Below are 23,590 nucleotides of genomic sequence, written 5' to 3'. Positions count from 1 at the left end.
GGAGTGGACGGGACTCGAACCCGCGACCCCCGGCGTGACAGGCCGGTATTCTAACCAACTGAACTACCACTCCGCATGTAATTTGAAGTCGAGACGAAAGTAAAATTGGCGGAGTGGACGGGACTCGAACCCGCGACCCCCGGCGTGACAGGCCGGTATTCTAACCAACTGAACTACCACTCCGCATTAAGATTTAATAAATCTTTTTACTTTCAACAACTTACTTGTTTTTCAAGCCCGTTGTCTCAACCGCGGCGCAGATGATACGGGTTCAGGTATGTCGAGTCAACAGCTTTTTTCCACTTTATTTGATATTTTCTTTTAACAGACTGTTATTTAAACGATTACAGTTTTATTTCTGTTCAGTGACAAAATAAGCCCCAATTTGAGGCGGTTTATTAGTCAGGCATAGACAGTTCGATAATCCCGGAATCCGTTGCATCATCCGCGGATTTTAGTTTTTTACCATCACTTTTGCCTTTATTGCCGGGTAGCAAGGACTTTATCTTATCCAACAGCTCTGTCATAAACGAACCACCGCTGGTTTCGGGTACAGCCCTGTCGACCTCAACTGGTTTCTTTGTTTTTGGTGCTTTACCTCTGCCCAGGAAAAACCACAAAATAAAGCCACCAAATATCACAATAAACAAATTAGCCCCCACCACGATTGCCATGAGCTGTGAGCGCGGCATACCTTCCTCTTCCACAGGCGCGGCTTTTAACTTTTCTAACTCCTGCAGTGCCAGGGCTTCTGCCGATTGTGCATCTTCAGGCAATGCGTCTAAATCTTCCAGATTGGTTTCTAACAATGGTTCTTCAAATACGAAGGTGTATTCGGGCACGTCCAGAATAAAATCACGCCCATCGACCGTGTTGCCGTAAGCCGTTAACTTGACCCTGAATACACCGTATTCAAAATTTACAATCTCATGGGTTCTTATTTTGTCGGTAATATCAGTAATCGAGAAATTTTGTACATCGCCATTGGGGAACCGCACCTTACCATCCACCAGTAAACTGGACATATCGACGGTTTTTCTGTCTGCATCGACTTTCAGAAGGTGAAAACCGTCTCCTTCTTCATCCAGCTCAACATCAATAGAAATGGGATTATCCAGCAACAGGATATTTTCACCCACCTTTTGACGGGTAAACATGGGCGTCACTATTGTAAAAATGGGGGTCCATTCACCTGAGGCTATTCTGAGATTAAACTGTCCGGTAAAGGTGCCATCCAACGGCCTTTCGTCCATACCTTTGCCATCGTCCTGAAAGGTTGCTATCAGTTCTGTTTGAGCACCAAAGTTGTTGTAGCTGGGGTTATTGGTACTCTTAAACTCCATGGTGAGTTGTACTACGTCACGAAACTCATTGTAATCAATTGCCTGACCACCGTTAGTCAGGTAGGCGGTTTGCTTAATTATCTCACCCGAAAAGATGATAGGTGCCAGTGGATTGGTTTCCAGTTGAATATCACTGACCACCATGACCCGACTGTCAGGCAAAATTTGTCCCACTGCCTGCCATGGGCCAGGGGTGGGATTTTTAATTTTGATCATGTCGTAGGTTTGGGAGTCGTACCAAACGATATCCAGATCATCTGCCATATTCTGAAAAATCTTACTGCCGTCAGGCCGCACTAACACCACCGGTGTTGAGCCGAACTTACGAAAGAAGATCATAGTAATTTCATCAACCTTGTAATCGATACGAAAGCGATTCTGCAGCAATTTTATGCCGTTGTAATAGTCGTTACCGAGTTCCACCAACGGGCTTCTGTCAATGGTATTTTGCTGATCTGTTGCATTACCCGCCCTCTGCTGCCCATAACTGTGAGGCACAGAAAGTAAAACAATACAAAGTAAAGCAACAAATCGGGTTATCAAAGTCCTGTTCTCCAAAGGCATTTTCCGCCTTCTTTTTCTACGATATCGAGTCTCTCTTCATGATGTTTAAGTTCATCGGCCGATGCCCTGATAATCTTTAATGGTTTGCGTTCCCCTGATAACCGGCGAATACTGAGGTCGTCTTCTCCACTTTTGTCATTACCTGATAAGTTAAGACGTGTTTGCCCTCCGGTCATTTGCAGATAAACATCTGCCAGAATCTCGGAATCCAGCAAGGCGCCGTGGAGTTCACGGTGGGAATTATCTATGCCATAACGACGACACAAAGCATCCAGATTGTTTTTTTGCCCGGGATGGAGCTTTCTGGCCAGCTCAAGGGTATCTAACACCGAGCAAATTTGATCGACTTTAATTTGTTTATGTGTCGCCAGGGAAGCCAGTTCGTGATTTAGGAACCCGACGTCAAACGGTGCATTGTGAATCACCAGTTGAGCACCGCGTACATATTCTAAAAACTCGTCTACAACTTGTGAGAATACCGGTTTATCGGTCAGAAACTCATTGGTAATTCCGTGGACATCTATGGCTTCCTGTTCTACTACGCGCTCAGGATTAATATACACGTGATAATGATTGCCCGTGAGTCGGCGGTTCACCAGCTCTACACAGCCTATTTCAATTACCTTATGTCCCTGTCTGGGATCTATACCGGTGGTTTCTGTATCTAATACTATTTGACGCATCAAAACTCCATACATTGACGACGCTAGCTCAATACACTGATCTAACACCAGGATGAAAGGATAAATCAAGGGGCTTAGCTTTATTTTAGCGCAACGACTGACAGCATGAATACAATCAGGTTATGATCTGCTAAAAAAGACAGACAAAAAACAATGACTAAAAAAGATGTTGCCATATTTACCGATGGCTCCTGCCTGGGCAATCCAGGACCGGGCGGCTATGGGGCAATAATGATTTACAAAAAGAACCGAAAAGAACTGGCTAAAGGCTATGCGTTGACCACCAACAATCGCATGGAACTACTGGCTGCAATAGTGGCACTTGAAACCCTTAACACCGGCTGTAATGTCAACCTGACCACAGACAGTCAATATGTCCGGCAAGGGATCACTTCCTGGCTCAAGGGCTGGAAAGCCAAAGGCTGGAAAACAGCAAGCAAAAAGCCGGTTAAAAACAAAGATTTATGGCAGCGTTTAGATACGGCTTGTCAGCCACATACAATTCAATGGAATTGGGTGAAAGGCCATTCTGGCCATCCCGAGAATGAACGCTGTGACCAGTTGGCACGTCAGGCAGCCGAAAACGACAATCAACGTCAGGATGAGGGTTATCTGGCTGAACAAAGCTGACCCTCTGTACGGCTACCAACATACCACCAGTTTGCCGATATTATTATTGTTGGCCATGTATTCATGAGCCAAATTGATATCGGCAACGGAATAAACCCGATCCACCACAGGCCGGATTGCACCACGGCGCAAGGCCCCCGAATATCGCTGTACAAAGTGTTGGATTAATTGGGTTTTATAGTGATCACTGCGATTGCGCAATGTACTGGCGATAAGACTTGCTCGCTTGGCCAACATTTTCGCCATATCCAGTTGTTCAACGTAGCGTCCCCCCAGAATAGCTAACTGAATAATTTTTCCATCCACAGCGAGTATATTCAGGTTTTTGCCGGTATAGTCATTGGCTACCACGTCCACCACAATATCAGCGTTAAAGCCCTGCGTTTTTAGTACCTCATCAAAGCTATTTTGCCGATAGTTAATCAGAATATCTGCTCCGAGATCAGCGCATGCCTGCAACTTAACATCATTCGAGGCCGTCACCGCTACCTGAGCGCTCTCCTGCTTTGCCAACTGAATCGCGGCGGTGCCGACACCGCTCGCTCCGGCATGAATCAATACTTTTTGTTCAGGTTGAAGTTGTCCAATGGTAAATAGTGCCTGATAGGCGGTCAGAAAAACTTCGGGTATCGCAGCAGCATGGCTCATGGCCATATCATCGTAAACTGGAATGGCGTGTTCCGCGGGAAAACTAACATATTGCGCATATCCTCCGCCCGTCACCATAGCGCAAACCGTTTTGCCCAGTAGTGCTCGATCGACACCCGCGCCCACGTCGCAAATCACCCCTGCGACTTCCATGCCGAGAATCTGGCTCGCGCCAGCCGGTGCTGGATATTTTCCTTGCTTTTGCAATAAATCGGCTCGATTAATGCCAAATGCCTTTACCTGGCATAGCACCTCACCTTTTTCAGGAATGGGCGCAGCACAGGAATTTAAATCACAAGTTTGCGTAACAGGATCAATATCCAAAAACTGCATTTGCATCGTTTGACATTCTTAACAGGTAGTAAAAGTTGTGTGGGCGTCGGAAAATGACGTATCAGAAACCGTCACAGAACTCACAGCTGAGGCAGGAGACCCCTTCCATAACCAGTCCATGAGCATTTCAATGTCTGCTGACTCCCCCTGGGCGAACACCTCAACAGAACCATCAGGTAAGTTTTTAGCATAACCGCTAAGATTGAGTGAAAGTGCTTTTTCACGTGTGGTGGCACGATAAAACACGCCCTGAACCTTTCCTGATACTATGGCTTTTTTGGCGTAATTTGACATTCTAATTCCATGAAGATAGGAGAGAACATGCACCCAACTACAGTAAAGTAGCGTCTAAGGGGCAGCTAAGAAACCGTTGTTATTGTTACTGACGCTACATCATCTGAACAACTTCGGTACCTACCACAAAAGTACTGTCGTTTTCTTCAAACTGCCTGACCACCTTTACAATAGCGCACAACGAAGAGATTTGATCACTGGTAGATTCAATATTCACTTCCATTTCGTCGCCAACCTGCAAGGCTTCTGGTACTTCAAATGACATACCAGTCGCACTGATATCACGACACAGGGCCGAGATCTTTTGTTTGGCTCCATCGCCATTCACTAACAGCGTACACGGAGAGTTCATCATCATTCGGAAAAAAGCGCGTTTGTCGTCGTATCCCAGCATTGCGTTACCTCTTGGCTAAGTGAAACATCGACTTTATTATTATCCGGGAAGTCATTCCCGTTAGCGCAGAGTTTGTTTCTTTTTTGCCATTGAACAAAACAAACAAACTCAGCAACTGCGAATCATTCTATGTAAAAAAAATGTTGCCTGCACCTCTATCACTAGAACTTGTCTAAATAGTTTTCGATCCTCTTAGATGAAATCGGCATACTTGTACCCAGTTGCTGAGCGAAAAGTGAAATACGTAGCTCTTCAATCTGCCAACGCACATCTGCCAGACCTTCTGGTGCGTTCACTTCACGTGCAAATTTCTGTAACACCTGCTCATAGCGCTGCTGTACTTTTTCAATCTGTAACTGTTGACTGCGATCCCGAATGGGGTCCACCGGAATTTTTTCCAGACGTCTTGCCAGCCCCTCAATATAGCGGTTCCAGTCTTTCAGCTTTTCAACCCCAATATCAGCAACAAAGCCGGGGTACACTAATGACGCTAAATGACCTTTAACATCGGCAAAAGCATTAATCATATTCAACGGTGTTTTGCCTTTCAGGGTTTTGCTTATACCGTGGGCCGTGGTAAGGCCTTTTTCTACCTGAATGGCGACGTCCAGTACCTGATCGTTTAACTCGCCCGCCAGGGACTGACACAATTGCGCAAAGCCATGCGCTGATCGCAAATCATAAGCTGAGTTTTGTATGGCTTCGTCCACAACGGCGTCAATGCAATCACTGATCAGCGCCCTGATTTGACCAAACGGATTGAAGTACAGGCCCAATTTAGATTTGTTAGGTAGTTTGTCTTGCAGATATTTGATCGGTGATGGCAATTGTTTAATCAGCAGTTGTCTTACACCTTGTTGGTGTGAACGAGCAGCCTTGTGGGCGTCATCAAACAATTTCAGGTGAACCTTGTTACCCTCTTTGACAAGGGCGGGATAGGCCTTCACCGTATAAGCGGCATCTTTATTGGTCCACTGGGCAGGTAAATCATCAAAATCCCAGCTCTGTATGTCTTTCCGCTCAAGGTCAGGGGTCGCGACAGCCTTAAGGGTATTACTCAGGTGCTTTTTAAACTGGGTTTTCAGAGATGTCAGATCTCTGGATTGCCCTAAAAACTTATCGTTTTCATCATATAATTTAAAATTAAACTGCAAATGTGCCGGCAATGATAAACCTTCCCAGACATCATCAGACAATACTACGCCACTCATCCTGGTCAGCTTTTTAGTAAAGGCTTTCTTAAAATCACCTTCTACCTCCAGACCGTTAATAGCCCCTTTGGCGTAATCTGGTGCGGGCACAAAATTGCGGCGTAGTTGCTTGGGTAGCCATTTAATCATTGTTACGGCCAGCTCTTCTCTTAACCCAGGCACCAGCCAGTCGCACCGTTCTTCAGTTACCTGATTCAAAAGAGGTAGGGGTATTTTTAAGCTGACCCCGTCGTCATCTGCACCCGGGTTAAATGCATACTCCAGAGGTAACACCAGATTCCCGGCACGCCATTGATCCGGAAAGTGACTCTCTCCGGCATCACTGGCGTCATTTTTGAACAAGTCTTCTTTATCCAGATGCCAACGCTGTTGTTCATTTTTATCCTGTCGTTGCCACCATTTTTTGAAGTCCGCTTCAGTACAGATATTTTCAGGCAACTTTTGGTCGTAAAAATCCACCAGGACCTGTTCGTCCACCAACAAATCCCGACGTCGAATTTTTTCTTCCAGATTTTCGACTTCAGCGATTTTTTCCAGATTCAGTCTCAGAAACGGGAAATTTAATTTAGTGTCACCATTTACCAGCGCTTCCATAATAAACAACTGCCGACAGGTGGCGGGGTCGATTTTGCTGTACAGCACAGTGCGCTGATTCACCACCGGCAGCCCCAACATGGTGGCGGATTCCTTTGCTTTAACCGCGCCCGCCTTTTTGCTCCAGAATGGTTCAGCATAGCGATATTTACATAGGTGTTTACCCGCTTCTTCTAACCACTTTGGCTCAACTTTGGCTATAGTTCTGGCAAACAATTTACTGGTTTCAACCAGTTCAGCTGCGATCAACCATTTAGGTGGCTTCTTATAAAGTGCTGATCCCGGAAAGACCACAAACTTATTGTTACGGGTTCCCAGAAATTCTTTATTTTGCTCCATAAATCCGGCATTGGTTAACAGGCCGGGGATCAATGAGCGATGAACACTTTCAAAATCTGCAGCACGGTTTTTTATCCCCCACCCCAGTGATGAAAACGCCTGTTTTAGCTGACTAACAATATCCTGCCACTCCCGCAATCGCAGATAATTCAACATCTGATCTTTGCACCATTTGCGCAGCTGATTGCCAGAAATATTGCGCTGTTGCTCGCGAAACCCTTTCCACAGGTTTAAATAAGCGACAAACTCAGATTCTTTGTCATGCCACTGAGCGTGCAGTTCATCGGCCTTTTGTTTAAATTCAGCAGGACGCTCCCGAGGGTCCTGAATGGACAATCCGGCCACGATAATCATGATTTCGTTTAGCGTATCCAGTTTGTCAGCTTCCACCAACATACGTGAATAACGCGGATCAACCGGTAACCGGGACATTGCCCGTCCAATTGCGGTCAGCGTCAACATTCCGCGTTTACCTTTGCTGACAGCCTGCAACTCTTCCAGCATTTTGATCCCGGCAGTAATATCTCGGGATTGCGGTGGCTGAACAAATGGAAACCGCTCAATATCACCCAGCCGCAATGCCGTTAACTGCAAAATGACTGAGGCCAGATTGGTACGCAAGATCTCCGGATCGGTAAACTCAGGTCGACGCAAATAATCATCTTCATCGTACAAGCGAATACAGATACCTTCTGCAACGCGCCCACATCGTCCGGCACGCTGATTAGCACTGGCCTGGGACACAGGTTCTATGGGGAGTCGTTGCACTTTACTGCGCGAGCTGTAACGGGATATCCGTGCGGTCCCTGTGTCTATGACATAGCGGATGCCAGGCACAGTTAAACTGGTTTCAGCGACGTTGGTGGCCAGCACAATTCGTCGGCCTTGATGAGGCTGAAATATTCGGTTTTGTTCTGACGCAGACAACCTGGCATACAGGGGTACAATTTCCGTGTGTTTTAATTTCGCGTTGGCCAGAAACTCCGCGGTATCGCGTATTTCCCGTTCGCCACTTAAAAAGACCAGGATATCGCCCCGCCCCGCCTTCGAAAGCTCTTTGACCCCATCCAAAATACCTTCCAATTGGTCGCGTGTTTCGTTGCGCTCATTCATCAGCGGGCGATAGCGGACCTCGACCGGGTAAGTTCGCCCTTCTACCAGAATCATTGGGGCATTGTTAAAGTGTTTGGAAAATCGCTCAGGATCGATAGTGGCAGAAGTGATGATGACTTTCAGATCGGGTCTTTTGGGCAGTAATGATTTCAAATAGCCCAGGATAAAATCAATATTGAGGCTGCGCTCATGTGCCTCATCAATAATCAGTACTTCGTATTTACTCAGAAACCGGTCTTCCTGAATTTCTGCCAACAGGATACCGTCTGTCATCAACTTAATGTAGGAAGATTCTGATGTCTGGTCGGTAAAGCGAATTTTAAAACCTACAGTCTCCCCCAGTGGCGATTGCAATTCCTCGGCAATGCGACTGGCAACACTGCGGGCTGCCAGACGGCGTGGTTGGGTATGACCTATCCGACCTTTGCAACCCAGCCCTGCCTCAAGGCATATTTTGGGTAACTGCGTGGTTTTACCTGAGCCGGTCTCCCCTGCCACAATAACCACCTGATGCTGCTGCAAGGCAGTTAAAATTTCCTCTTTTTGTTGTGATACCGGTAATTCCGGATAATTCAGCTCCGGACGATTTTCCAGTCTGTGGTTTACCCATTGCTGGCTGTTAACGATGGCAGCCAGTAACTTATCCGGCACATCAATCTCTCCGTCAGCAGGCGCGGATAATTTTTCTATGTTTCGACGGAAATAATGTTTATCACTGATGCGACACGCATCAATCTGACTGGATAAATATTGGAAAGACTGTACTTTGGGCAAAATCTAGAAACCTGTCACTAAAAGAGCGACAGATCCTAGAAAATTGCGTCAGCTATTGCCAGTTTTTTATTGCACCGGGTTTAACCGGCGTGCTTGTAACCATCCCGCAATTGAATATCGATGGCATTGAGTATCTGGGCACGACTAATACTCCCCAATAATACCCCATCGTCGTCAACTACCGGATATACCTTGGGTTTCTCAGAAATCATCTTCTGGGCAACCTCTAAAACTGAGGCATAGGGTTTAAGCGATAACACGTCTTTCATCATGATATCTTTTACACGTGCCACCTGCTCGCGATAGTAACTGGACTCTATCATTTGTCGTAAACAGTCTTGTTCAGATAAAAATCCCACCAGTTGTTTTTTCTCGTTAACAACCGGGCCCCCGGTTTGATGGCTATGCAATAACTTCTCGACGGCTTCGGCAACCGGCATTTCGGTCGTAAACGTAACAGGACGCCGACTCATATAATCGCAAACCTGTAATGACTCCATTCTGCCTCCTTTTATAAGTATGGATTCTAAGCGCTGTAAAGCATTGGAGCGGGGATTAACTCCCTTACCAGTAAAGATAGTCCCAAGTTTCGGGGAATAACAACTATTTTTACAATATTCATACAGGTTTTGATTAGTCCAGTGTAAATCCCACTTTAAGGGACACTTGCCAATGGGCCACTTTTCCTTGCTCAAGGTGACCGCGGGTTTCCGTCACTTCAAACCAGCGCATATTGTGCACCGTCTCACTGGCCTTAGCGATGGCGTTTTCTATCGCCTGTTGCATACCTTCAGGCGATGAGCCGGTAAGCTCAATTAATTTATAGGTATGATGACTCATGACACTCTCCAATTTAACTGTTCGCTAAAGTTATAGTTCAATGTTGCTGAAATCTAAACCTCAGCCCCATTAAAACCGCCATAACAGAGCAGTAAACCGGGCAGTATCAGTTGCTTCGAAAGCGCTTTTTTGTTTGAATTTATGTTTGAATTCTTACAGACAGCTAAATGTGAGCAACGCGTTAAATTCCCAACCTTCCATTTTGTGGCACGATTACGAAAGCTGGGGGGCTCAACCTCAAAAAGATCATCCCAGTCAGTTTGCTGCGATTCGTACCGATCTTGAGCTCAACCCCATTGAAGATCCAATTAACTGGATGTGCCAGATACCCAACGATTATCTTCCTCATCCGCAAGCCTGTTTAATCACCGGTATTACCCCGCAACAATCGTTGCGTGACGGCATGATTGAAGCGCAATTCATGGCGAAAATTCACCAACAGATGAGTCGTCCTCTTACCTGTGTTACCGGCTACAACAACATTCGCTTTGATGACGAACTGACCCGTTTTTCTCTGTATCGCAATTTTTTCAATCCTTATGCGCGTGAATGGCAAAATGGCAACAGCCGTTGGGATATCATCGATATGGTTAGAGCCTGTTATGCACTGCGACCGGAAGGTATTAACTGGGTATTCAATGATGACGGCAAACCCACCTTTAAGCTGGAGCTTCTGTCGAAAGCCAATGGTATAGCACACGAATCCGCCCATGACGCCTTGTCTGACGTTTACGCCACAATTGGCCTGGCCAGACTGATCAAAGAGAAGCAACCCAAACTCTACGAGTTTTTGTTTTCCATCAGAGCGAAAAACAAAGTCGCCGGATACTTTAATACCGCCTTAAAAACACCGCTGGTACACATTTCGTCTAAGTTGCCCTCTGAACACGGCTGTTGCACCTGGATTGCCCCGCTTTGTCCTCATCCTACCAATAAAAATGCCATTATCTGCATCAACCTTGCCCTGCCGGTTGAGCCGTTGGCAGAACTCAGCATTGAGGAATTAAAGGCCAAAATGTACCTGCGCAGCGATGAGTTATCGCCGGGCGAGGCGCGCTTGCCGATAAAGCTCATTCATCTGAACAAATGTCCTGTGGTGGCCCCGGCCAAAACGCTGACGGAAGAGAACGCCCAGCGTCTGGGAATCGATCGGGAACAATGCCTCTCGAACCTGAAGTTCATACAGCAACAAGTGGGTCTGGAGCAAAAGATCTCCGCACTCTACGAGGGTTCAGAAAACCCGCAGCAGGACCCGGATCACGCCTTATACAGTGGCGGGTTTTTAAGCGACGCAGATCAACAACTTTGCCAGCAACTTCTGGATACGGCACCGGCGTCGCTGGATAAATTTGCCGGGAAATTTAGCGACCCCAGACTCAATACTCTGTTGTTCAGATATCGCGGCAGAAACTATCCTAATTTGTTTAACGCTGAGGAACTGGATAAATGGCAACGGCACCGCCAATACCGACTGACCGACCCCGGTTCGCCAGCCAGCCTGACACTTAACGATTACCTGCTTGAAGTGGAACAATTGGTCGCTGAAAATAGCCAGCAACCACAAAAATTAAGATTGCTAAAAGACTTGTATCAGTACGCTCAACAGCTGTAATCTTGAGTTTTACCAAACATTGCCGATATGTTGGTAACATTTGATGCCTGATATCCTGTCAGCTGTCACTCTAAAATTATAAAAGCACTGCGGTACAACAAATGAATGGAATTTATTTAGAAATCGACCCAACCGACGAGTATCTTGACCTGATGCTGATGCCATCAGAAATAGAAGGCCGTCTGGAAGAGAAGTCGATAATGTCATTCGTCAAAAGTAGCGAATACAACACCTTCTATATCTTTGAAGAAGCTATTGCTGCCGCTGTTGCTACATTTAAAAACGCACAACGCGTAGATACCTCAGACCCCATCACAGAACGCATTGGTGAAAGACGCGACGCGCAAGTCAACTTTCGGCTATCTGAAGACGAAATGCGGGTAAATCTGGTAATCACGTCGGCCTGGGCAGGCAAACAAGCCTCGGTTAAAGCCCTGCAAACTCAGGCCAAAAAACTGGGCATTGTGCGCGGACTGAGCAAGAAAAAGCTGGTAGAGATGGCAGATGAAGCCAGAAAATCCCCTCCAGGCACGGTACTGGATGATGTTGTTGCAATGGGATTACCGGCCAGAAATGGTAAAAACTCCCGGGTAAAAGCATTGGTCGAAAATGCACTGGAGCGCATTCTCAAGCCCAAAGAAAAAGACGGACGCGTTGATATGCGCGATCTGGGCGATATTATTTGCGTAAAAGCCGGGACGCCTGTGGCCAGACGGGCACAACCCACTGAAGGGCGAAAGGGTTATACAGTTACCGGCACACCGTTAGAACCTGTAGCGGGCACCTGGGTCAGTTTCAAACCAGGTTCGGGAACTGAAATCAGCCCGGATGATGAAAACCTATTGATCGCCGAAATAAACGGCATGCCGAAATTCAAACAGGATCGCATGTGGGTAGATGACACCTTTATCTGCAAAGGGGTTAATGTCGGAACCGGTAATGTCAATTATGATGGCGCAGTTTTGGTTAACGGCGATGTCACAGAAAAAATGCAAATCATCGCCACCGGCGATATCACCATTAATGGCTTTGTTGAATCAGCATTTATTCAGGCCGGCGGCGATATTATTATCACCGAAGGGGCAACCGGTAAGCATCAGGAAGCGTCCGACGATTACAGTACCATACTGGAAGCCGGAGGCAGTGTGCATGTGGCCCATGGACAAGGCCTTGATATTCGTTGCAATGGCAACGTTACTGTAGGGCGACAACTGGCTTACAGTAAAATCAATTGTCGTGGCACTGTCACTGCCGGCCCCATCAATAATCCAAATGGCAACCTGTTCGCCTGTAAAATTGAATGTTATGGCAAAATTTCAGCAGGCACGTTAGGCGCCGTATCCGGCAGTACCCTGTCCATTGATTTCAGTGGTGGCTTTAACCAGTTGATGGAGAAAAAAGATCAACTGGATGAATTGTGGCTGCAATTGCAACAAAACAATAAGAGCCATGAAGACAAAATTAATTTTATCAAAAGCAAAAAAATTCCAAGACAACTGGCCGACAGAGTGAACGAAGCGATTCATCTGTTCAATAATGAGAAAAAAACCTTAGAGTGGCTGCAAGAAAAAATCATCGAAATTAAAAAAGCCAAAGAAGAATATGTCGAAGTTATTGGCCTGGAAGCAAAAAACAAGATTTACCCGGGCGTGGTGGTACGACTCAACAACCGTTCGTGGAAAGCAGATCGGGAATATCCGCGGGCCCGGATTAAATACGAAGGTCACCAGTGGATGTACGATCCTAATACCAGATAAATCGAAAAAGCGGTGCATCAGCACCGCTTTTTTAGCTTATTTAGTCAACCGCTTTAGCAACGCCGACGTGTCCCAACGGCCACCACCCATGTTTTGGACGTCAGCATAAAACTGATCCACCAGTGCTGTCAGCGGTAAACTACTGCCATTGCGCCCTGCTTCCTGTAGTGCTATCCCCAGATCTTTACGCATCCAGTCGATAGCAAACCCGAAATCAAATTGATCCTGCAACATGGTTTTATGTCTGTTTTGCATTTGCCAGGATTGCGCCGCCCCCCGGGAGATAACATCAACCACGGCTTCGCAATCCATACCGGCATTTTGACCAAATGCCAATGCTTCAGCCAGGCCCTGAACCACGCCGGCAATACAAATTTGGTTCATCATTTTAGCCTTTTGTCCGGCACCCACATCCCCTAGTAGTCGATGATATTGCGAATAGGCATCCAACACCTCCGTTACCTGCTCATACACAGACGCTTTTCCACCCAACATAACCGTCAGTTTTCCATTTTCTGCACCGGCCTGGCCGCCGGAAACCGGACCATCTAAAAAAGCCACCTGCTTGTTCGCTAATTCTTGTGCCATTTCGCTAGCCACTTCGGCAGAGGTGGTGGTGTGATCAATGACAATAGTGTTTTCCCGAATGCCTTTTACAACACCATTGTCACCCATTATCACCTGACGTAAGTCATTGTCGTTGCCAACACAGACACAAATGATATCTGCCATTTTTGCGGCCTCTTCAGGTGTCGTAACAGCAGTACCATTGTATTCCTGACACCAGCGTTCAGCTTTTCCTGGTGTGCGGTTATAGACAGTGACATTAAAACCCGCTTTGGCTAAGTGTCCCGCCATGGGATAGCCCATAACGCCCAGACCTAAAAAGGCAACATTTCTCATTTTCAACTACCCGGATATTGTAATTTTTCATCGAGGACGCATTCTGCGTTAAATAACACCTGTAGTTCAAGCGGAAAAATTTACGCTGCACAGTGCCAATAAAAACGCTATGCTTGATTCTATGACAACATCGAGGAGCCTCTCGTGGCAGATAACATTTACCAATTCACAGTTAAAAATAATAAAGGTGAAGACATCAACCTGGCACAATATCAAGGAAAGGTTGTATTGATTGTAAACACCGCCAGCAAATGTGGTTTCACCCCGCAATATAATGGCTTACAGGCCTTGTATGATGAATACAGCCGGGAAGATTTTGAAGTTTTGGCATTTCCTTGTGATCAGTTTGGTCATCAGGAACCCGGTGATAATGAACAGATTGAGCAGTTCTGCAGTATCAACTTTGGCGTGAAGTTTCCCCTGTTTCAAAAACTGGAAGTCAATGGCAAAAATGCCGCTCCGGTGTTTGACTACCTCAAGTCTGAAGCCCCGGGATTAATGGGCAGTAAAAGCATAAAGTGGAACTTCACCAAATTTCTGATTGGCAAAGATGGCCTGCCGATTAAACGCTACGCGCCCAACACTAAACCCGAAAGTATCAAATCAGACATAGAAGCCGCCATTAAAGCCTGATGATAAAGGCAACAAAATACATGGAATGAAAACGATGAAAGTAGCCGTGTTTAGCGCAAAATCGTACGATCAATGGTTTTTGCAGAAACACGCCATAGACACGGCTATTGAGTTCACATTTTTTGAAACGGCATTAAGCCCTGAGACTGTTGCCCTTGCTGACGGTTTTGATGCTGTTAACTGTTTTGTAAATGACAACTTGTCTGAAGCGGTACTGAAAACCTTAAAAAGCTTCGGGATTTTGCACATTAGTTTACGGTGTGCGGGCTTTAACAACGTAGATCTTCAGCAGGCCGCAAAGCTTGGTCAAACCATTACCCGGGTACCGGCCTACGCACCGGAGTCGGTTGCGGAACATACCCTGGCATTATTACTCACACTGAACCGGAAAACTCACAAAGCCTACAATCGGGTAAAAGAAAATAACTTTTCACTGCAGGGATTGTTGGGCTTTAACCTTTCCGGAAAAACTGTGGGCATCATCGGCACAGGTAAAATTGGGCAGGCTGTAGTGCGTATTTTTGCAGGTTTCGGTTGTAAACTACTGTGCCACGACCCGATACAATCAGAAATCGTGTTACAAAGCGGGGCTCGTTACGAGCCACTGCAAAGCTTGTTATCCGCTTGTGATATTATCAGTCTGCACTGCCCGTTAACGCCTGAGACACAGCACCTGATTAACGACAGTGCCATCGAAAAAATGAAACCTGGCGCAATCCTCATCAACACTTCGCGCGGTGGACTGGTAGATACCAAAGCGGTGATCGGTGCCCTGAAATCGAAAAAATTAGGAGGCCTGGCGTTAGATGTCTACGAAATGGAATCAGAGTTATTTTTTAACGACTTATCTGGCGAAATTATTCAGGACGACGTGTTTCAACGGTTGTTAACTTTTCCGAACGTAGTGATTACAGGCCATCAGGGCTTTTTCACCGAAGAAGCCCTGACAGAAATTGCCACGACAACAATCAACAACTTATTGGATTTTAACAGCGGCACTATCAGGCCTGAAAATCAGATAGCGATAGCGCCAGATTAACCCTTTAGTTGTCGAACAGGCAATGATGCAAATGTTCTACAATGCCTGGCGCATCATCACTTCTGACTAAGAAGCACAGATTGTGGGCACTGGCACCGTGACAAATCATACGCAAATTGTATTTTTCCAGCGCAGATAATACGTTACCACCTACACCTCTTGTCGCCTGTAAATGATTACCGATAACGGCCACCAAAGATAAATCGTCTTCGATTTCCACTTCCCCGATTTCCCGTAACTCCGCCAGCAAAGACGGAGTAATTTTGCGGCTATTGCCATTCGTGGGTTCATCTAATGTGAGTGCGACACTGATTTCGGATGTCGTTATCAAATCAACACTGATTTTGTGTTTAGCCAGTAGCGTGAACACTTCCGCCAGAAAACCGGTGGCGTGTAACATGGCAGGACTTTTCAGGGTTAACAGTACCTGCTCTTTGCGCAGCGCAATGGCGCGATAGGCGGGTTTGTGCTCGGTTTCCCAGGCTACCCAGGTACCACCGGCTTCAGGATCTCTGCTGGACCCCACAAACACCCTGATATTGGAACGCATGGCCGGAATTAGCGTTGCCGGATGCAAAATCTTTGCACCAAAGGTTGCCATTTCCGCCGCTTCATCAAAACTGATTTCAGGTATTGGCCGGGCTTTTGCGGTCAATCGAGGATCGGTGGTGTAGATACCGTTGACATCCGTCCAAATCTGCAGAGCTGATGCCTGAACTGATTCCGCCAGTAATGCCGCACTGTAGTCACTACCGCCACGCCCAAGTGTGGTGGTTTTGCCGAATTCGTCGGAGCCGATAAAACCCTGCATAACAAAAACACTGTGGGGCAATTCCGGCAATATCAGGGTTTCTGCCTGATGTTTTATTTGTTCGATATCGGGGGTGGCTTTGCCATATGACGAGTCAGTTTTAACCACCTGACGAACATCAAAGTTGACAGCATGAACGCTGTGCTCGCGCAATATTTCAGCAAACAGCAATGACGACATGCGCTCACCGAAAGACAACAACTCATCCTGTAACGCCAGCGAATTGGCCAGTTCAGATTCTTTTGCGATCGCTGACAGCTCATTGAGCAAATGCTCCAGAGCCTGAGCCAGCTCAGGTTTATTACCCATTTTTTTGAGAATAGAAAATTCGATATCAGCAATATGCGCCAGGATGGCATCCCGCTCGTTGGTGGGCATATTGCCTTTTGCCAACCGCACCAGATAATTAGTAACCCCGGATGAGGCACTGACGACGACAACTTTTATATCCTGATTGCTTGCCACTATGCTGGCGCAGCGAGACATGGCGTCAAAATCGGCGACACTTGTGCCACCAAACTTTGCGACTATCAGTCCTGTCATAATTAATGTATTCCGAATGAATTATTGCAATTTAACACTGGCAGGAACGTTTTAAGCAAACGTTTCAATACCAGAAGCCCAACACTCCGCCCATGGAGTGACAGTTACAGAGTTTCACCTCAAATAACCAAACTTACTGCCGTCTGATTGCAGTCAGTTCTCGGCGATGGTCCCCTTCATTCAAACAGCAAAGATAAACAGACTATCCCTGTTGAACTATCTGGCCAACGCTCCTCTTCTGATATACGCAAGGAGAATACCGGTGAACAGGTATCTGGCAGGCGTAAAATCGAGTAGGCAGATTAAAAGAAATTACGCTTGCAGTTGCAAGCACAATTTAGTTCTTTCTTATCACGATATGAAAATATTTGCCTAACCACAGGTACGGCTCCTGTTGGCAATGGGCTAATTCCAGCGCTTTAATCTGTTCATAATGCAACGCCTGATGTTGCTTATCTTTTAAATAGTCATGAAAACAACGGATACCGGAGGTTTTAATCACTTCACAGGGTAATTTGGCCAACCAGCCGAGCACAGTAGCGGGCAATAGTGGCGTGTGACTGGCTAACCTGAGTCGGTTTTTTTGCTTCATCCCGTTTTTGATCAGATCAAAATTGCCGTACAGAATGTTGCCAAACAGGTTGGCGTTTTGATTAAAGAAACTCAGAGATAAGTACCCCTTGTGATTCAATAATTGCAGCAGCTTTTGCAGGACAGATTCAGGTTCCTGCAACCATTCAAACACGGCATGGCATACTATCAGTTCAAATTGCTGCTGTTCATCGATATCCTGGATAGCGCCATGCTGCAAAGTCAGGTTTTCACCGGCGTTCAGTTTGGTTTTAGCCACCTCCAGGGTGTCCCGGGACAGGTCATTTAACGTGACATTCAGCCCCTGATTCAACAACTCTCTGGCAAATTCACCGGTGCCTCCTCCGGCATCCAGCGCCTTGGCCTGTAGCGGCAACAATGGCCACAAAAATTCCAGATTGTGCAATAGCATTTCATGCCTCAGGCGCCCTTTGGTGGTACCATAAATATTTTTATCAAACTTGCTGGCAATGTGGTCGAAACTGGTATCATTGTTTCCCTCAGGCGCTTTGCTTTTCACTTTTTTATCGGACATTGATCACACAACTATGCTAGGTTTTACGTTGAAAAAATGGTTAGGCGCATTATTACAGCCTTTACCGGTACTGGTTATCATTTTACTTTTTACCTTGTGGCTCATGCTAAAAGGCCGCCACAAAGCCGCCATTTGGCTACAATCTCTGAGTGTTTTGCTGCTGATAGCTGTCACCACCCCACCACTTGCTGATTATCTGGTCAAACAGGTTGAAGGCAACATAGCACAGTTTGACGAATCACTGACCGTGGATTTCGTCGTGGTTCTGGGCTGCGGTCATGTCAATGACAGGCGCATTCCCATCACCGCACAGATAGACAGCTGCTCACTTCACCGGGTCACCGAAGGAGTCAGAATAGCAAGACAACAGCCGGGCGCTCGTATTGTGTTTAGTGGCTATGGTGGCAGTCAACCCATGAGCAATGCAGAAACCAATAAAGAGCTGGCCATGGCATTAGGGATCAGTGAACATCGCATTACGGTCTTTTCAAACCCTAAAGACACACGCGAAGAAGCACAGCTTATGACGCCTGTCTTAACCAATAAAAAATTTGCTCTGGTCACATCTGCCAGCCACATGCCACGCGCCATAGAGTTCTTTCGACAACAAAAACTGACGCCCATCCCCGCGCCCACCGGGCACCTTCACCGCGAAGAAGGTGAAAAGTTATTGAGGGAATACCTCCCCGATGCGCATTATCTGCATAAAACAGAGACAGCGACCTACGAATTTTTAGGGCGACTTTGGCAAAAGCTCACTGAATAAGATTCCGGAAAAACTTTACACCGGGTTGTCGATATCAATAAAGCTGACATCCAGCGCCAACTCGCGGGCGACAACCTCTCCCAGTGCCTTTATTCCGTATCTTTCGGTGGCATGATGGCCTGCCGACAGGTAGGCAATCCCCAGTTCTCTGGCGATGTGTGTGGTTTGTTCTGAGATTTCACCTGAAATAAACATATCGATGCCATGTTCGGCAGCCTGCTCAATAAAACTTTGGCCGCCACCGGTACACCAGGCCACCTGATTGATTTTGCGTTTGAGATTACCCACTACCACTGGTGTTCTGCCCAACCGCTGTTCAACGTTTTTAGCAAAATCGGCAACACTGGTGTGGATATTACTGGTGCCCCGCATTACAACCCCCTCTGGTTTTATCGCCTCAACACTGTGAATATCGGTAAGTCCCAGAAGCTTTCCCAATTGACTGTTGTTGCCGAATTCCGGATGCACATCCAGGGGTAAGTGATAGGCGTACAGGTTAATGCCATTGTCTATCAAGGCTTTAATACGTTGGTATTTCATACCGACGATGGCGGGATTTTCACTTTTCCAAAAAAAACCATGGTGCACTAACAATGCATCGGCACCATGTTCAATCGCAGCATCAATCAGCGCCTGACATGCGGTTACACCGGTAATAATATTCTGAATCTTGGATTTACCTTCGACCTGCAATCCATTTGGACAATAGTCCTTGATTAACTGCGGTTGCAAACGCTGGTTTAACCAGCTCAACAATTCCGTATTTTTCATTCGATTTCCCCTGTTTTTCGTCACAAAAAACGCTATTCAGTATGAAAATTAGACTTTAGCTATAAAACACTGTATAACAACTGGCTGTATTTTCGCATTCAAGTATTAAAAACAAAATAGTTAAGATTAATATGAGTAAATTGGATAAAGATCAGGTAATTGCTAAATTCACAGAAGCCTACACAGCTGCAAACGGCAAAGCGCCGGAAATTGAAGCCAAGGGCGGATGGTACAGTGTCGACGGCGGTAAAAATATGCGTCTGGCACAATTAGACGAAATGGCTGACGAGCTGGCAGGCGGAAAAGCTGAAGAAGCGCCAAAAGCTGCGCCGAAAAAAGCTGAACCTAAAAAAGCTGAACCTAAAAAAGCTGAACCTAAAAAAGAAGCCAAAAAGGCAGAAAAAGCGCCTAAAGCGGCTGCACCTAAAAAGGCTAAAGCAGACAAGTCAGGCTTTTCTGTAAAGGCATTCTGGAATGAAAAGCTCGACAAAGAGCATCCAGGCTCAACGCTACCTCGATAAACATTCTCGAGACGCGAAGATGACGAAAAAGCGCCTGTACGGCGCTTTTTTTATGCCATCAACCCTAATTCCAGCGGATATGGATTGAGATACGCCTGTTTTGCTAAAAACTCGTTTGGAAACTCCCGCAAATAATGATTTATCAGTGTCAACGGTGCCAATAACGGCACGTAGCCACTGTGATATTTTTTTATTTCCTCAGTCAGTTCCGACTTATATTTGCTATCCAGCTCCTGTTTGAAAAACCCCTGCAGGTGCATCAACACATTAGTGTGTTTTTTTCGGGTGGTGGGTTTAGATAGCGCTTGCATAAACTTACTGCGGTAGGCAGCTACAGCGGCATCAAAATCCTGACGACAATTAGCCACCACAGGCCCTAACTCATAATAAATTTTAGGGTTGTAGGCTAACAATAAATATTTATAACAGGTGTGAAACTCAATCAATGAAGAAGGCTGCATGTTTTCAAGCACCAACTGCCTGAACCTGGCATAGGCTTCTACTCGGGTGAAAAAGCTCTCTCTGAGCCCCTGATCATTCAGGCGACCATCCTCTTCAACTGGCAGATCCGGAAAAGCCTGTTGCAATGCTGCGGCAAACATACCGACGCCATCGCGGTGTAACAACTTTCCATCGTCATTGTGAATCTTGATGCGTTCCATACCGCAACTGGGTGACTTGGCAGCCAAAATATAACCATCAAGCTCTTGCAGGCGTTCAAGCTGACGAGAGAAGTACCCGGCCATTGCATCACTGTAATCTTTTTCGCCGGTTTTAGAATCAACTAAACGAATCCGCTCATCAACCTCTCTTAACTGGATCGCCGGTCTGGGAACCGGCATCCCTATCCCCACTTCCGGGCAAAATTTTACAAGCTCATAATGTGTCACAATGTGTCCAGCCACAAAAGCTGAGCGCTTGTGGCCACCATCAAACCTGACCTTATCACCTACCACACAGGCACTGGTACCAATCTTTATCATAATGTCCTCCTGCCTGTATTACGTATCATCAGAATTCAGAGATCAACTTCAGGCCCTGAGCATAGCAACCTTTTCTATACCGTGTTCAGGGGTCCAGCGTTTAATTTCTTTAAAACCGTGTTTCTCATATAAAAGGATAGCAGGTTTATTTTTGCTGGCGGTCTCTACCAAGGTTTTCTCAAAATCGCCCAGGCTAAATACATGTTGCAGCAGTTGCCCGGCAATGCCTTTTCTAAAAAACTCAGGAGCCACCACCAGACTGTTAATTTCCAGCACATCGGATGCCAATTCCACTTCAATCACAGCCCTTAGTTGCCTGCCCTCTTGCATAGCAATGAATACATTATTTGATTGTGCTATCTGTTCAACTGTGCGTTTTAGCGGCGGAAAGTTTTGCGCCTGAATCAATTCAGCTTCTAATTTGTAGGACGCCTGGAAAACAGAATGAATTTGCTCTGCAATAGTCCGTTTGTGATGTGCTAACGTTGTTATCATTATTTGCAACTATTACCCTTGAATCACCGCATTGCCGACGTTATAGAAAGAGCGAATACTCTTGATGTAATCACCTTCAAGCTCATACCATTCACACACCGTCATTTGCAGGCCGGTGTTACTATTATGTTGCTCGAACTGCACACAAACCTGATCAGCATCGCATATATATTTAATAACGGTGAGTTTGTTGCCTAAAAAGTCTTGCTTGTTTTTAGCGACAATTTCCATGTAACGATGTTTGGATTCGATAGTGCCAAAGGGGCTGGTATGGATAAAATCATCGGCTATAGGTAAATCGTCGATTTCACCCGAATTCCAGCATTGAAACCATTTTTCTATTAGTTTATGCATATGTTCTTGTCCGGTTATTGAAGCTGTTTAATAAAAAGAACCTTACTGCTTGTAATGTTACCATTGTCCTCATAGCCATGAATCTGATAGCCATTATTTATCAGTAAACTCATCATAGCAGGGAACTGATTCATGGATTTAACCCTGATATAACAGAGTCCAACATGCTTTTTCACCCATGCCTCCTGCTGACTAAGCAGTGCCTGCGCAACCCCCAACTTCCTGTATTGCGGTAAAACAGCTCCAATCCAACTATAGAATTCGTTATCTGACACCTGGTAGCCTACTTTAAAGGCAACATCAGTACCATTAACTGAGGCGATCAGAATAAGGCTGATACGGTCTTTAAGTCGCTCTGATATTGATATTTCACTGTGTTTTTTACTAAATTCAGGGATCAATTTTTGCAATGCGGCCACATCTTTAACTGAGCCTTCCCGGATTGAAACCTGCATATTTCCCACACCTCTCAGCAAGTCAATAATTAAGCCTGATTGATACAGTTCATTCTAAATGGGTATAGCTTCATAAACCATCACGGAAATTTTTTAACCTTCCATTTTACCTGCACATTTAGTGGTTACTTTATTTACCAACACAAAACGGAGGTATGACTATGAATCGTGGCAATTACGGACGCAACCTGGCTCCGCCAACGCAGGATCCTCGCAGAGATGCCAAAGCTCAGATGATAAATGGCCCCAACCGACAAATACTGGACAATAAAGCCAATCAATCCCGTCAGGCGCATGTTGCGAACGTTGCAAACCAATCCTATAACGCCCTCAGGGTTTATCATGGCGTGCATTCAGACGGTCAAAACCGAATCAATCAACAAGGCTTACTTGCACAGGGCGGACCAGGCATGTCTGCTGCGATTGGAGATCAAAATCGGGCACAAGGGCACACTTTCGTTACTACCGATAAGGACCAGGCCGGATATTATGCGAAGATATCCACTGAGATGAACAAAGCTCGTGTTATGGAAAACCACAACTCTACCGAAAACCAAATTGACAGAGTCCTGAATGGACAGATTCAACCGCAAATCATGCGAGCCATCCTGAGTCCAACAGACAAAAGCAGAATGTTTAAAGATTACAAAGGAGGCGATGGCGATCACATGATCCCTCACAATCTGAGTTCTCAGAAAATGCTCCCCGGAGACAACACCAATCATGTCAATATGGCGCAAAAGCAACGGGCTGTCACCCTGATGCAAAGTGAGATGCAAAAACGCGGGGCAACCGTCAGCACAGATACCGCAGGTAATCAATTACAACTACAGCGTCGTGCCTCAATTGCCAATGACAATGCTAAAGTTAACAGTCAGTACGCCACAGACGGGGCCAGGGAAACGGTTAAGCGGGCCCGAATGTTTGGCGTTTTTAGACAATAGAAAGTTGCTACGATAAAACAAAAAAGCCTCCGAAGAGGCTTCAGACTGTTGAAAAAGGCCTGGACGCAGATCCAGGCCTTTGATCTAATAGGCATATAGAAATTGGAGATTTCAATA

Annotated in this window: 24 protein-coding genes, 2 tRNA genes and 1 riboswitch; of the genes, 8 read left to right on the top strand and 18 right to left on the bottom strand. The window is 46.0% G+C overall.

What is annotated here, in order from left to right; translation table 11 throughout:
- The 4 genes from AC0J20_RS21245 to dnaQ form a co-directional block, all read right to left on the bottom strand.
- Window positions 1–73 (bottom strand) — tRNA-Asp (locus tag AC0J20_RS21245).
- Window positions 74–106: 33 nt separating this feature from the next.
- A tRNA-Asp gene (locus AC0J20_RS21240) sits at window positions 107–183 on the bottom strand.
- 215 nt (window positions 184–398) lie between these two features.
- Window positions 399–1,886 (bottom strand): TIGR03503 family protein, encoded by a 1,488-nt coding sequence (locus AC0J20_RS21235; protein ID WP_473023282.1) that lies wholly within the window; start codon window positions 1,884–1,886, stop codon window positions 399–401.
- Window positions 1,883–2,590: a DNA polymerase III subunit epsilon gene (gene dnaQ / locus AC0J20_RS21230; RefSeq protein WP_473023281.1), complete on the bottom strand. Its 708-nt coding sequence runs from the start codon at window positions 2,588–2,590 to the stop codon at window positions 1,883–1,885. The genes AC0J20_RS21235 and dnaQ overlap by 4 nt, the downstream gene beginning before the upstream one ends.
- A 153-nt stretch (window positions 2,591–2,743) precedes the next feature.
- Here dnaQ and rnhA point away from each other — a divergent pair, with 153 nt between their 5' ends.
- Window positions 2,744–3,220, top strand: coding sequence for a ribonuclease HI (gene rnhA / locus AC0J20_RS21225; protein ID WP_229527619.1), 477 nt, complete (start codon window positions 2,744–2,746; stop codon window positions 3,218–3,220).
- Window positions 3,221–3,232: 12 nt separating this feature from the next.
- On the opposite strand, the gene AC0J20_RS21220 is transcribed toward rnhA, so the two are convergent.
- From AC0J20_RS21220 to AC0J20_RS21195, 6 genes are all read right to left on the bottom strand, one after another.
- Window positions 3,233–4,207 (bottom strand): NAD(P)H-quinone oxidoreductase, encoded by a 975-nt coding sequence (locus tag AC0J20_RS21220; RefSeq protein ID WP_473023280.1) that lies wholly within the window; start codon window positions 4,205–4,207, stop codon window positions 3,233–3,235.
- Window positions 4,208–4,219: 12 nt separating this feature from the next.
- Window positions 4,220–4,495 carry an acylphosphatase gene (locus tag AC0J20_RS21215; protein WP_473023279.1) on the bottom strand — a complete coding sequence of 92 codons (276 nt, stop codon included), beginning with the start codon at window positions 4,493–4,495 and terminating at the stop codon, window positions 4,220–4,222.
- A gap of 94 nt (window positions 4,496–4,589) precedes the next feature.
- A complete protein-coding gene (locus AC0J20_RS21210) occupies window positions 4,590–4,889 on the bottom strand; it encodes a PilZ domain-containing protein (protein WP_229527622.1) in 300 nt (99 codons plus the stop codon).
- Window positions 4,890–5,050: 161 nt separating this feature from the next.
- Entirely contained in the window at window positions 5,051–8,920 is a 3,870-nt protein-coding gene (hrpA, locus tag AC0J20_RS21205) for an ATP-dependent RNA helicase HrpA (protein ID WP_473023278.1), read from the bottom strand.
- Between the two features lie 80 nt (window positions 8,921–9,000).
- The gene (locus AC0J20_RS21200; protein ID WP_229527624.1) at window positions 9,001–9,420 is read right to left on the bottom strand and encodes a CBS domain-containing protein; all 420 of its coding nucleotides are present in this window, start codon (window positions 9,418–9,420) and stop codon (window positions 9,001–9,003) included.
- 133 nt (window positions 9,421–9,553) lie between these two features.
- Window positions 9,554–9,760: a dodecin gene (locus tag AC0J20_RS21195; RefSeq protein WP_229527625.1), complete on the bottom strand. Its 207-nt coding sequence runs from the start codon at window positions 9,758–9,760 to the stop codon at window positions 9,554–9,556.
- A gap of 169 nt (window positions 9,761–9,929) precedes the next feature.
- Here AC0J20_RS21195 and sbcB point away from each other — a divergent pair, with 169 nt between their 5' ends.
- Both sbcB and AC0J20_RS21185 read left to right on the top strand, forming a co-directional pair.
- The gene (gene sbcB / locus AC0J20_RS21190) at window positions 9,930–11,372 is read left to right on the top strand and encodes an exodeoxyribonuclease I (RefSeq protein ID WP_473023277.1); all 1,443 of its coding nucleotides are present in this window, start codon (window positions 9,930–9,932) and stop codon (window positions 11,370–11,372) included.
- 101 nt (window positions 11,373–11,473) lie between these two features.
- On the top strand, window positions 11,474–13,129 hold the full coding sequence (locus AC0J20_RS21185; protein ID WP_473023276.1) for a DUF342 domain-containing protein: 1,656 nt from the start codon (window positions 11,474–11,476) through the stop codon (window positions 13,127–13,129).
- 36 nt (window positions 13,130–13,165) lie between these two features.
- Here AC0J20_RS21185 and AC0J20_RS21180 read toward each other — a convergent pair whose 3' ends face one another.
- Complete coding sequence (locus tag AC0J20_RS21180) at window positions 13,166–14,032, bottom strand: NAD(P)-dependent oxidoreductase (RefSeq protein ID WP_473023275.1); 867 nt, start codon at window positions 14,030–14,032, stop codon at window positions 13,166–13,168.
- A 144-nt stretch (window positions 14,033–14,176) separates the two neighbouring features.
- On the opposite strand from AC0J20_RS21180, the gene AC0J20_RS21175 reads away from it, so the two are divergent.
- Together AC0J20_RS21175 and AC0J20_RS21170 are read left to right on the top strand one after the other, a co-directional pair.
- Window positions 14,177–14,665 (top strand): glutathione peroxidase, encoded by a 489-nt coding sequence (locus AC0J20_RS21175; protein ID WP_473023274.1) that lies wholly within the window; start codon window positions 14,177–14,179, stop codon window positions 14,663–14,665.
- Window positions 14,666–14,699: 34 nt separating this feature from the next.
- The gene (locus AC0J20_RS21170) at window positions 14,700–15,704 is read left to right on the top strand and encodes a 2-hydroxyacid dehydrogenase (protein ID WP_473023273.1); all 1,005 of its coding nucleotides are present in this window, start codon (window positions 14,700–14,702) and stop codon (window positions 15,702–15,704) included.
- A gap of 4 nt (window positions 15,705–15,708) precedes the next feature.
- Here the strand turns inward: AC0J20_RS21170 and lysC are convergent, their stop codons facing one another.
- Together lysC and AC0J20_RS21160 are read right to left on the bottom strand one after the other, a co-directional pair.
- Window positions 15,709–17,058, bottom strand: a complete 1,350-nt coding sequence (gene lysC / locus AC0J20_RS21165; protein WP_473023272.1) for a lysine-sensitive aspartokinase 3 — start codon at window positions 17,056–17,058, stop codon at window positions 15,709–15,711.
- A gap of 66 nt (window positions 17,059–17,124) precedes the next feature.
- A riboswitch (Lysine riboswitch) is annotated at window positions 17,125–17,304 on the bottom strand.
- A 91-nt stretch (window positions 17,305–17,395) separates the two neighbouring features.
- Window positions 17,396–18,184, bottom strand: a complete 789-nt coding sequence (locus AC0J20_RS21160) for a methyltransferase domain-containing protein (RefSeq protein ID WP_473023271.1) — start codon at window positions 18,182–18,184, stop codon at window positions 17,396–17,398.
- A 28-nt stretch (window positions 18,185–18,212) separates the two neighbouring features.
- On the opposite strand from AC0J20_RS21160, the gene AC0J20_RS21155 reads away from it, so the two are divergent.
- A complete protein-coding gene (locus AC0J20_RS21155) occupies window positions 18,213–18,950 on the top strand; it encodes an ElyC/SanA/YdcF family protein (protein WP_229527632.1) in 738 nt (245 codons plus the stop codon).
- A 15-nt stretch (window positions 18,951–18,965) separates the two neighbouring features.
- Here the strand turns inward: AC0J20_RS21155 and AC0J20_RS21150 are convergent, their stop codons facing one another.
- Window positions 18,966–19,721 carry a Nif3-like dinuclear metal center hexameric protein gene (locus tag AC0J20_RS21150; protein WP_473023270.1) on the bottom strand — a complete coding sequence of 252 codons (756 nt, stop codon included), beginning with the start codon at window positions 19,719–19,721 and terminating at the stop codon, window positions 18,966–18,968.
- Between the two features lie 131 nt (window positions 19,722–19,852).
- Here AC0J20_RS21150 and AC0J20_RS21145 point away from each other — a divergent pair, with 131 nt between their 5' ends.
- Window positions 19,853–20,242 (top strand): hypothetical protein, encoded by a 390-nt coding sequence (locus AC0J20_RS21145; RefSeq protein WP_473023269.1) that lies wholly within the window; start codon window positions 19,853–19,855, stop codon window positions 20,240–20,242.
- Between the two features lie 50 nt (window positions 20,243–20,292).
- On the opposite strand, the gene AC0J20_RS21140 is transcribed toward AC0J20_RS21145, so the two are convergent.
- The 4 genes from AC0J20_RS21140 to AC0J20_RS21125 are packed head-to-tail and all read right to left on the bottom strand — an operon-like array spanning window position 20,293 to window position 22,529.
- Window positions 20,293–21,225: a YbgA family protein gene (locus AC0J20_RS21140; RefSeq protein WP_473023268.1), complete on the bottom strand. Its 933-nt coding sequence runs from the start codon at window positions 21,223–21,225 to the stop codon at window positions 20,293–20,295.
- Between the two features lie 48 nt (window positions 21,226–21,273).
- Window positions 21,274–21,720, bottom strand: coding sequence for a GNAT family N-acetyltransferase (locus tag AC0J20_RS21135; RefSeq protein WP_473023267.1), 447 nt, complete (start codon window positions 21,718–21,720; stop codon window positions 21,274–21,276).
- A 12-nt stretch (window positions 21,721–21,732) separates the two neighbouring features.
- The gene (locus AC0J20_RS21130; RefSeq protein ID WP_229527636.1) at window positions 21,733–22,074 is read right to left on the bottom strand and encodes a nuclear transport factor 2 family protein; all 342 of its coding nucleotides are present in this window, start codon (window positions 22,072–22,074) and stop codon (window positions 21,733–21,735) included.
- Window positions 22,075–22,088: 14 nt separating this feature from the next.
- A complete protein-coding gene (locus tag AC0J20_RS21125; RefSeq protein ID WP_473023266.1) occupies window positions 22,089–22,529 on the bottom strand; it encodes a GNAT family N-acetyltransferase in 441 nt (146 codons plus the stop codon).
- Between the two features lie 161 nt (window positions 22,530–22,690).
- Here AC0J20_RS21125 and AC0J20_RS21120 point away from each other — a divergent pair, with 161 nt between their 5' ends.
- Window positions 22,691–23,473 carry a hypothetical protein gene (locus AC0J20_RS21120; RefSeq protein WP_473023265.1) on the top strand — a complete coding sequence of 261 codons (783 nt, stop codon included), beginning with the start codon at window positions 22,691–22,693 and terminating at the stop codon, window positions 23,471–23,473.
- Window positions 23,474–23,590: the final 117 nt, after the last annotated feature.

The sequence above is a fragment of the Planctobacterium sp. R6 genome (assembly GCF_055755215.1).
The sequence above is the reverse complement of the archived record's forward strand: the minus strand, read 5'-3'. Positions and strand labels throughout refer to the sequence as shown.

Excerpts from the sequence above, each read along its gene's own strand:
- dnaQ (WP_473023281.1), bottom strand. The coding sequence starts at position 2,590 with ATGCGTCAAATAGTATTAGATACAGAAACCACCGGTATAGATCCCAGA.
- rnhA (WP_229527619.1), top strand. The coding sequence starts at position 2,744 with ATGACTAAAAAAGATGTTGCCATATTTACCGATGGCTCCTGCCTGGGC.
- AC0J20_RS21220 (WP_473023280.1), bottom strand. The coding sequence starts at position 4,207 with ATGCAAATGCAGTTTTTGGATATTGATCCTGTTACGCAAACTTGTGAT.
- AC0J20_RS21215 (WP_473023279.1), bottom strand. The coding sequence starts at position 4,495 with ATGTCAAATTACGCCAAAAAAGCCATAGTATCAGGAAAGGTTCAGGGC.
- AC0J20_RS21210 (WP_229527622.1), bottom strand. The coding sequence starts at position 4,889 with ATGCTGGGATACGACGACAAACGCGCTTTTTTCCGAATGATGATGAAC.
- AC0J20_RS21200 (WP_229527624.1), bottom strand. The coding sequence starts at position 9,420 with ATGGAGTCATTACAGGTTTGCGATTATATGAGTCGGCGTCCTGTTACG.
- AC0J20_RS21195 (WP_229527625.1), bottom strand. The coding sequence starts at position 9,760 with ATGAGTCATCATACCTATAAATTAATTGAGCTTACCGGCTCATCGCCT.
- AC0J20_RS21185 (WP_473023276.1), top strand. The coding sequence starts at position 11,474 with ATGAATGGAATTTATTTAGAAATCGACCCAACCGACGAGTATCTTGAC.
- AC0J20_RS21180 (WP_473023275.1), bottom strand. The coding sequence starts at position 14,032 with ATGAGAAATGTTGCCTTTTTAGGTCTGGGCGTTATGGGCTATCCCATG.
- AC0J20_RS21170 (WP_473023273.1), top strand. The coding sequence starts at position 14,700 with ATGAAAGTAGCCGTGTTTAGCGCAAAATCGTACGATCAATGGTTTTTG.
- lysC (WP_473023272.1), bottom strand. The coding sequence starts at position 17,058 with ATGACAGGACTGATAGTCGCAAAGTTTGGTGGCACAAGTGTCGCCGAT.
- AC0J20_RS21160 (WP_473023271.1), bottom strand. The coding sequence starts at position 18,184 with ATGTCCGATAAAAAAGTGAAAAGCAAAGCGCCTGAGGGAAACAATGAT.
- AC0J20_RS21150 (WP_473023270.1), bottom strand. The coding sequence starts at position 19,721 with ATGAAAAATACGGAATTGTTGAGCTGGTTAAACCAGCGTTTGCAACCG.
- AC0J20_RS21145 (WP_473023269.1), top strand. The coding sequence starts at position 19,853 with ATGAGTAAATTGGATAAAGATCAGGTAATTGCTAAATTCACAGAAGCC.
- AC0J20_RS21140 (WP_473023268.1), bottom strand. The coding sequence starts at position 21,225 with ATGATAAAGATTGGTACCAGTGCCTGTGTGGTAGGTGATAAGGTCAGG.
- AC0J20_RS21135 (WP_473023267.1), bottom strand. The coding sequence starts at position 21,720 with ATGATAACAACGTTAGCACATCACAAACGGACTATTGCAGAGCAAATT.
- AC0J20_RS21130 (WP_229527636.1), bottom strand. The coding sequence starts at position 22,074 with ATGCATAAACTAATAGAAAAATGGTTTCAATGCTGGAATTCGGGTGAA.
- AC0J20_RS21125 (WP_473023266.1), bottom strand. The coding sequence starts at position 22,529 with ATGCAGGTTTCAATCCGGGAAGGCTCAGTTAAAGATGTGGCCGCATTG.
- AC0J20_RS21120 (WP_473023265.1), top strand. The coding sequence starts at position 22,691 with ATGAATCGTGGCAATTACGGACGCAACCTGGCTCCGCCAACGCAGGAT.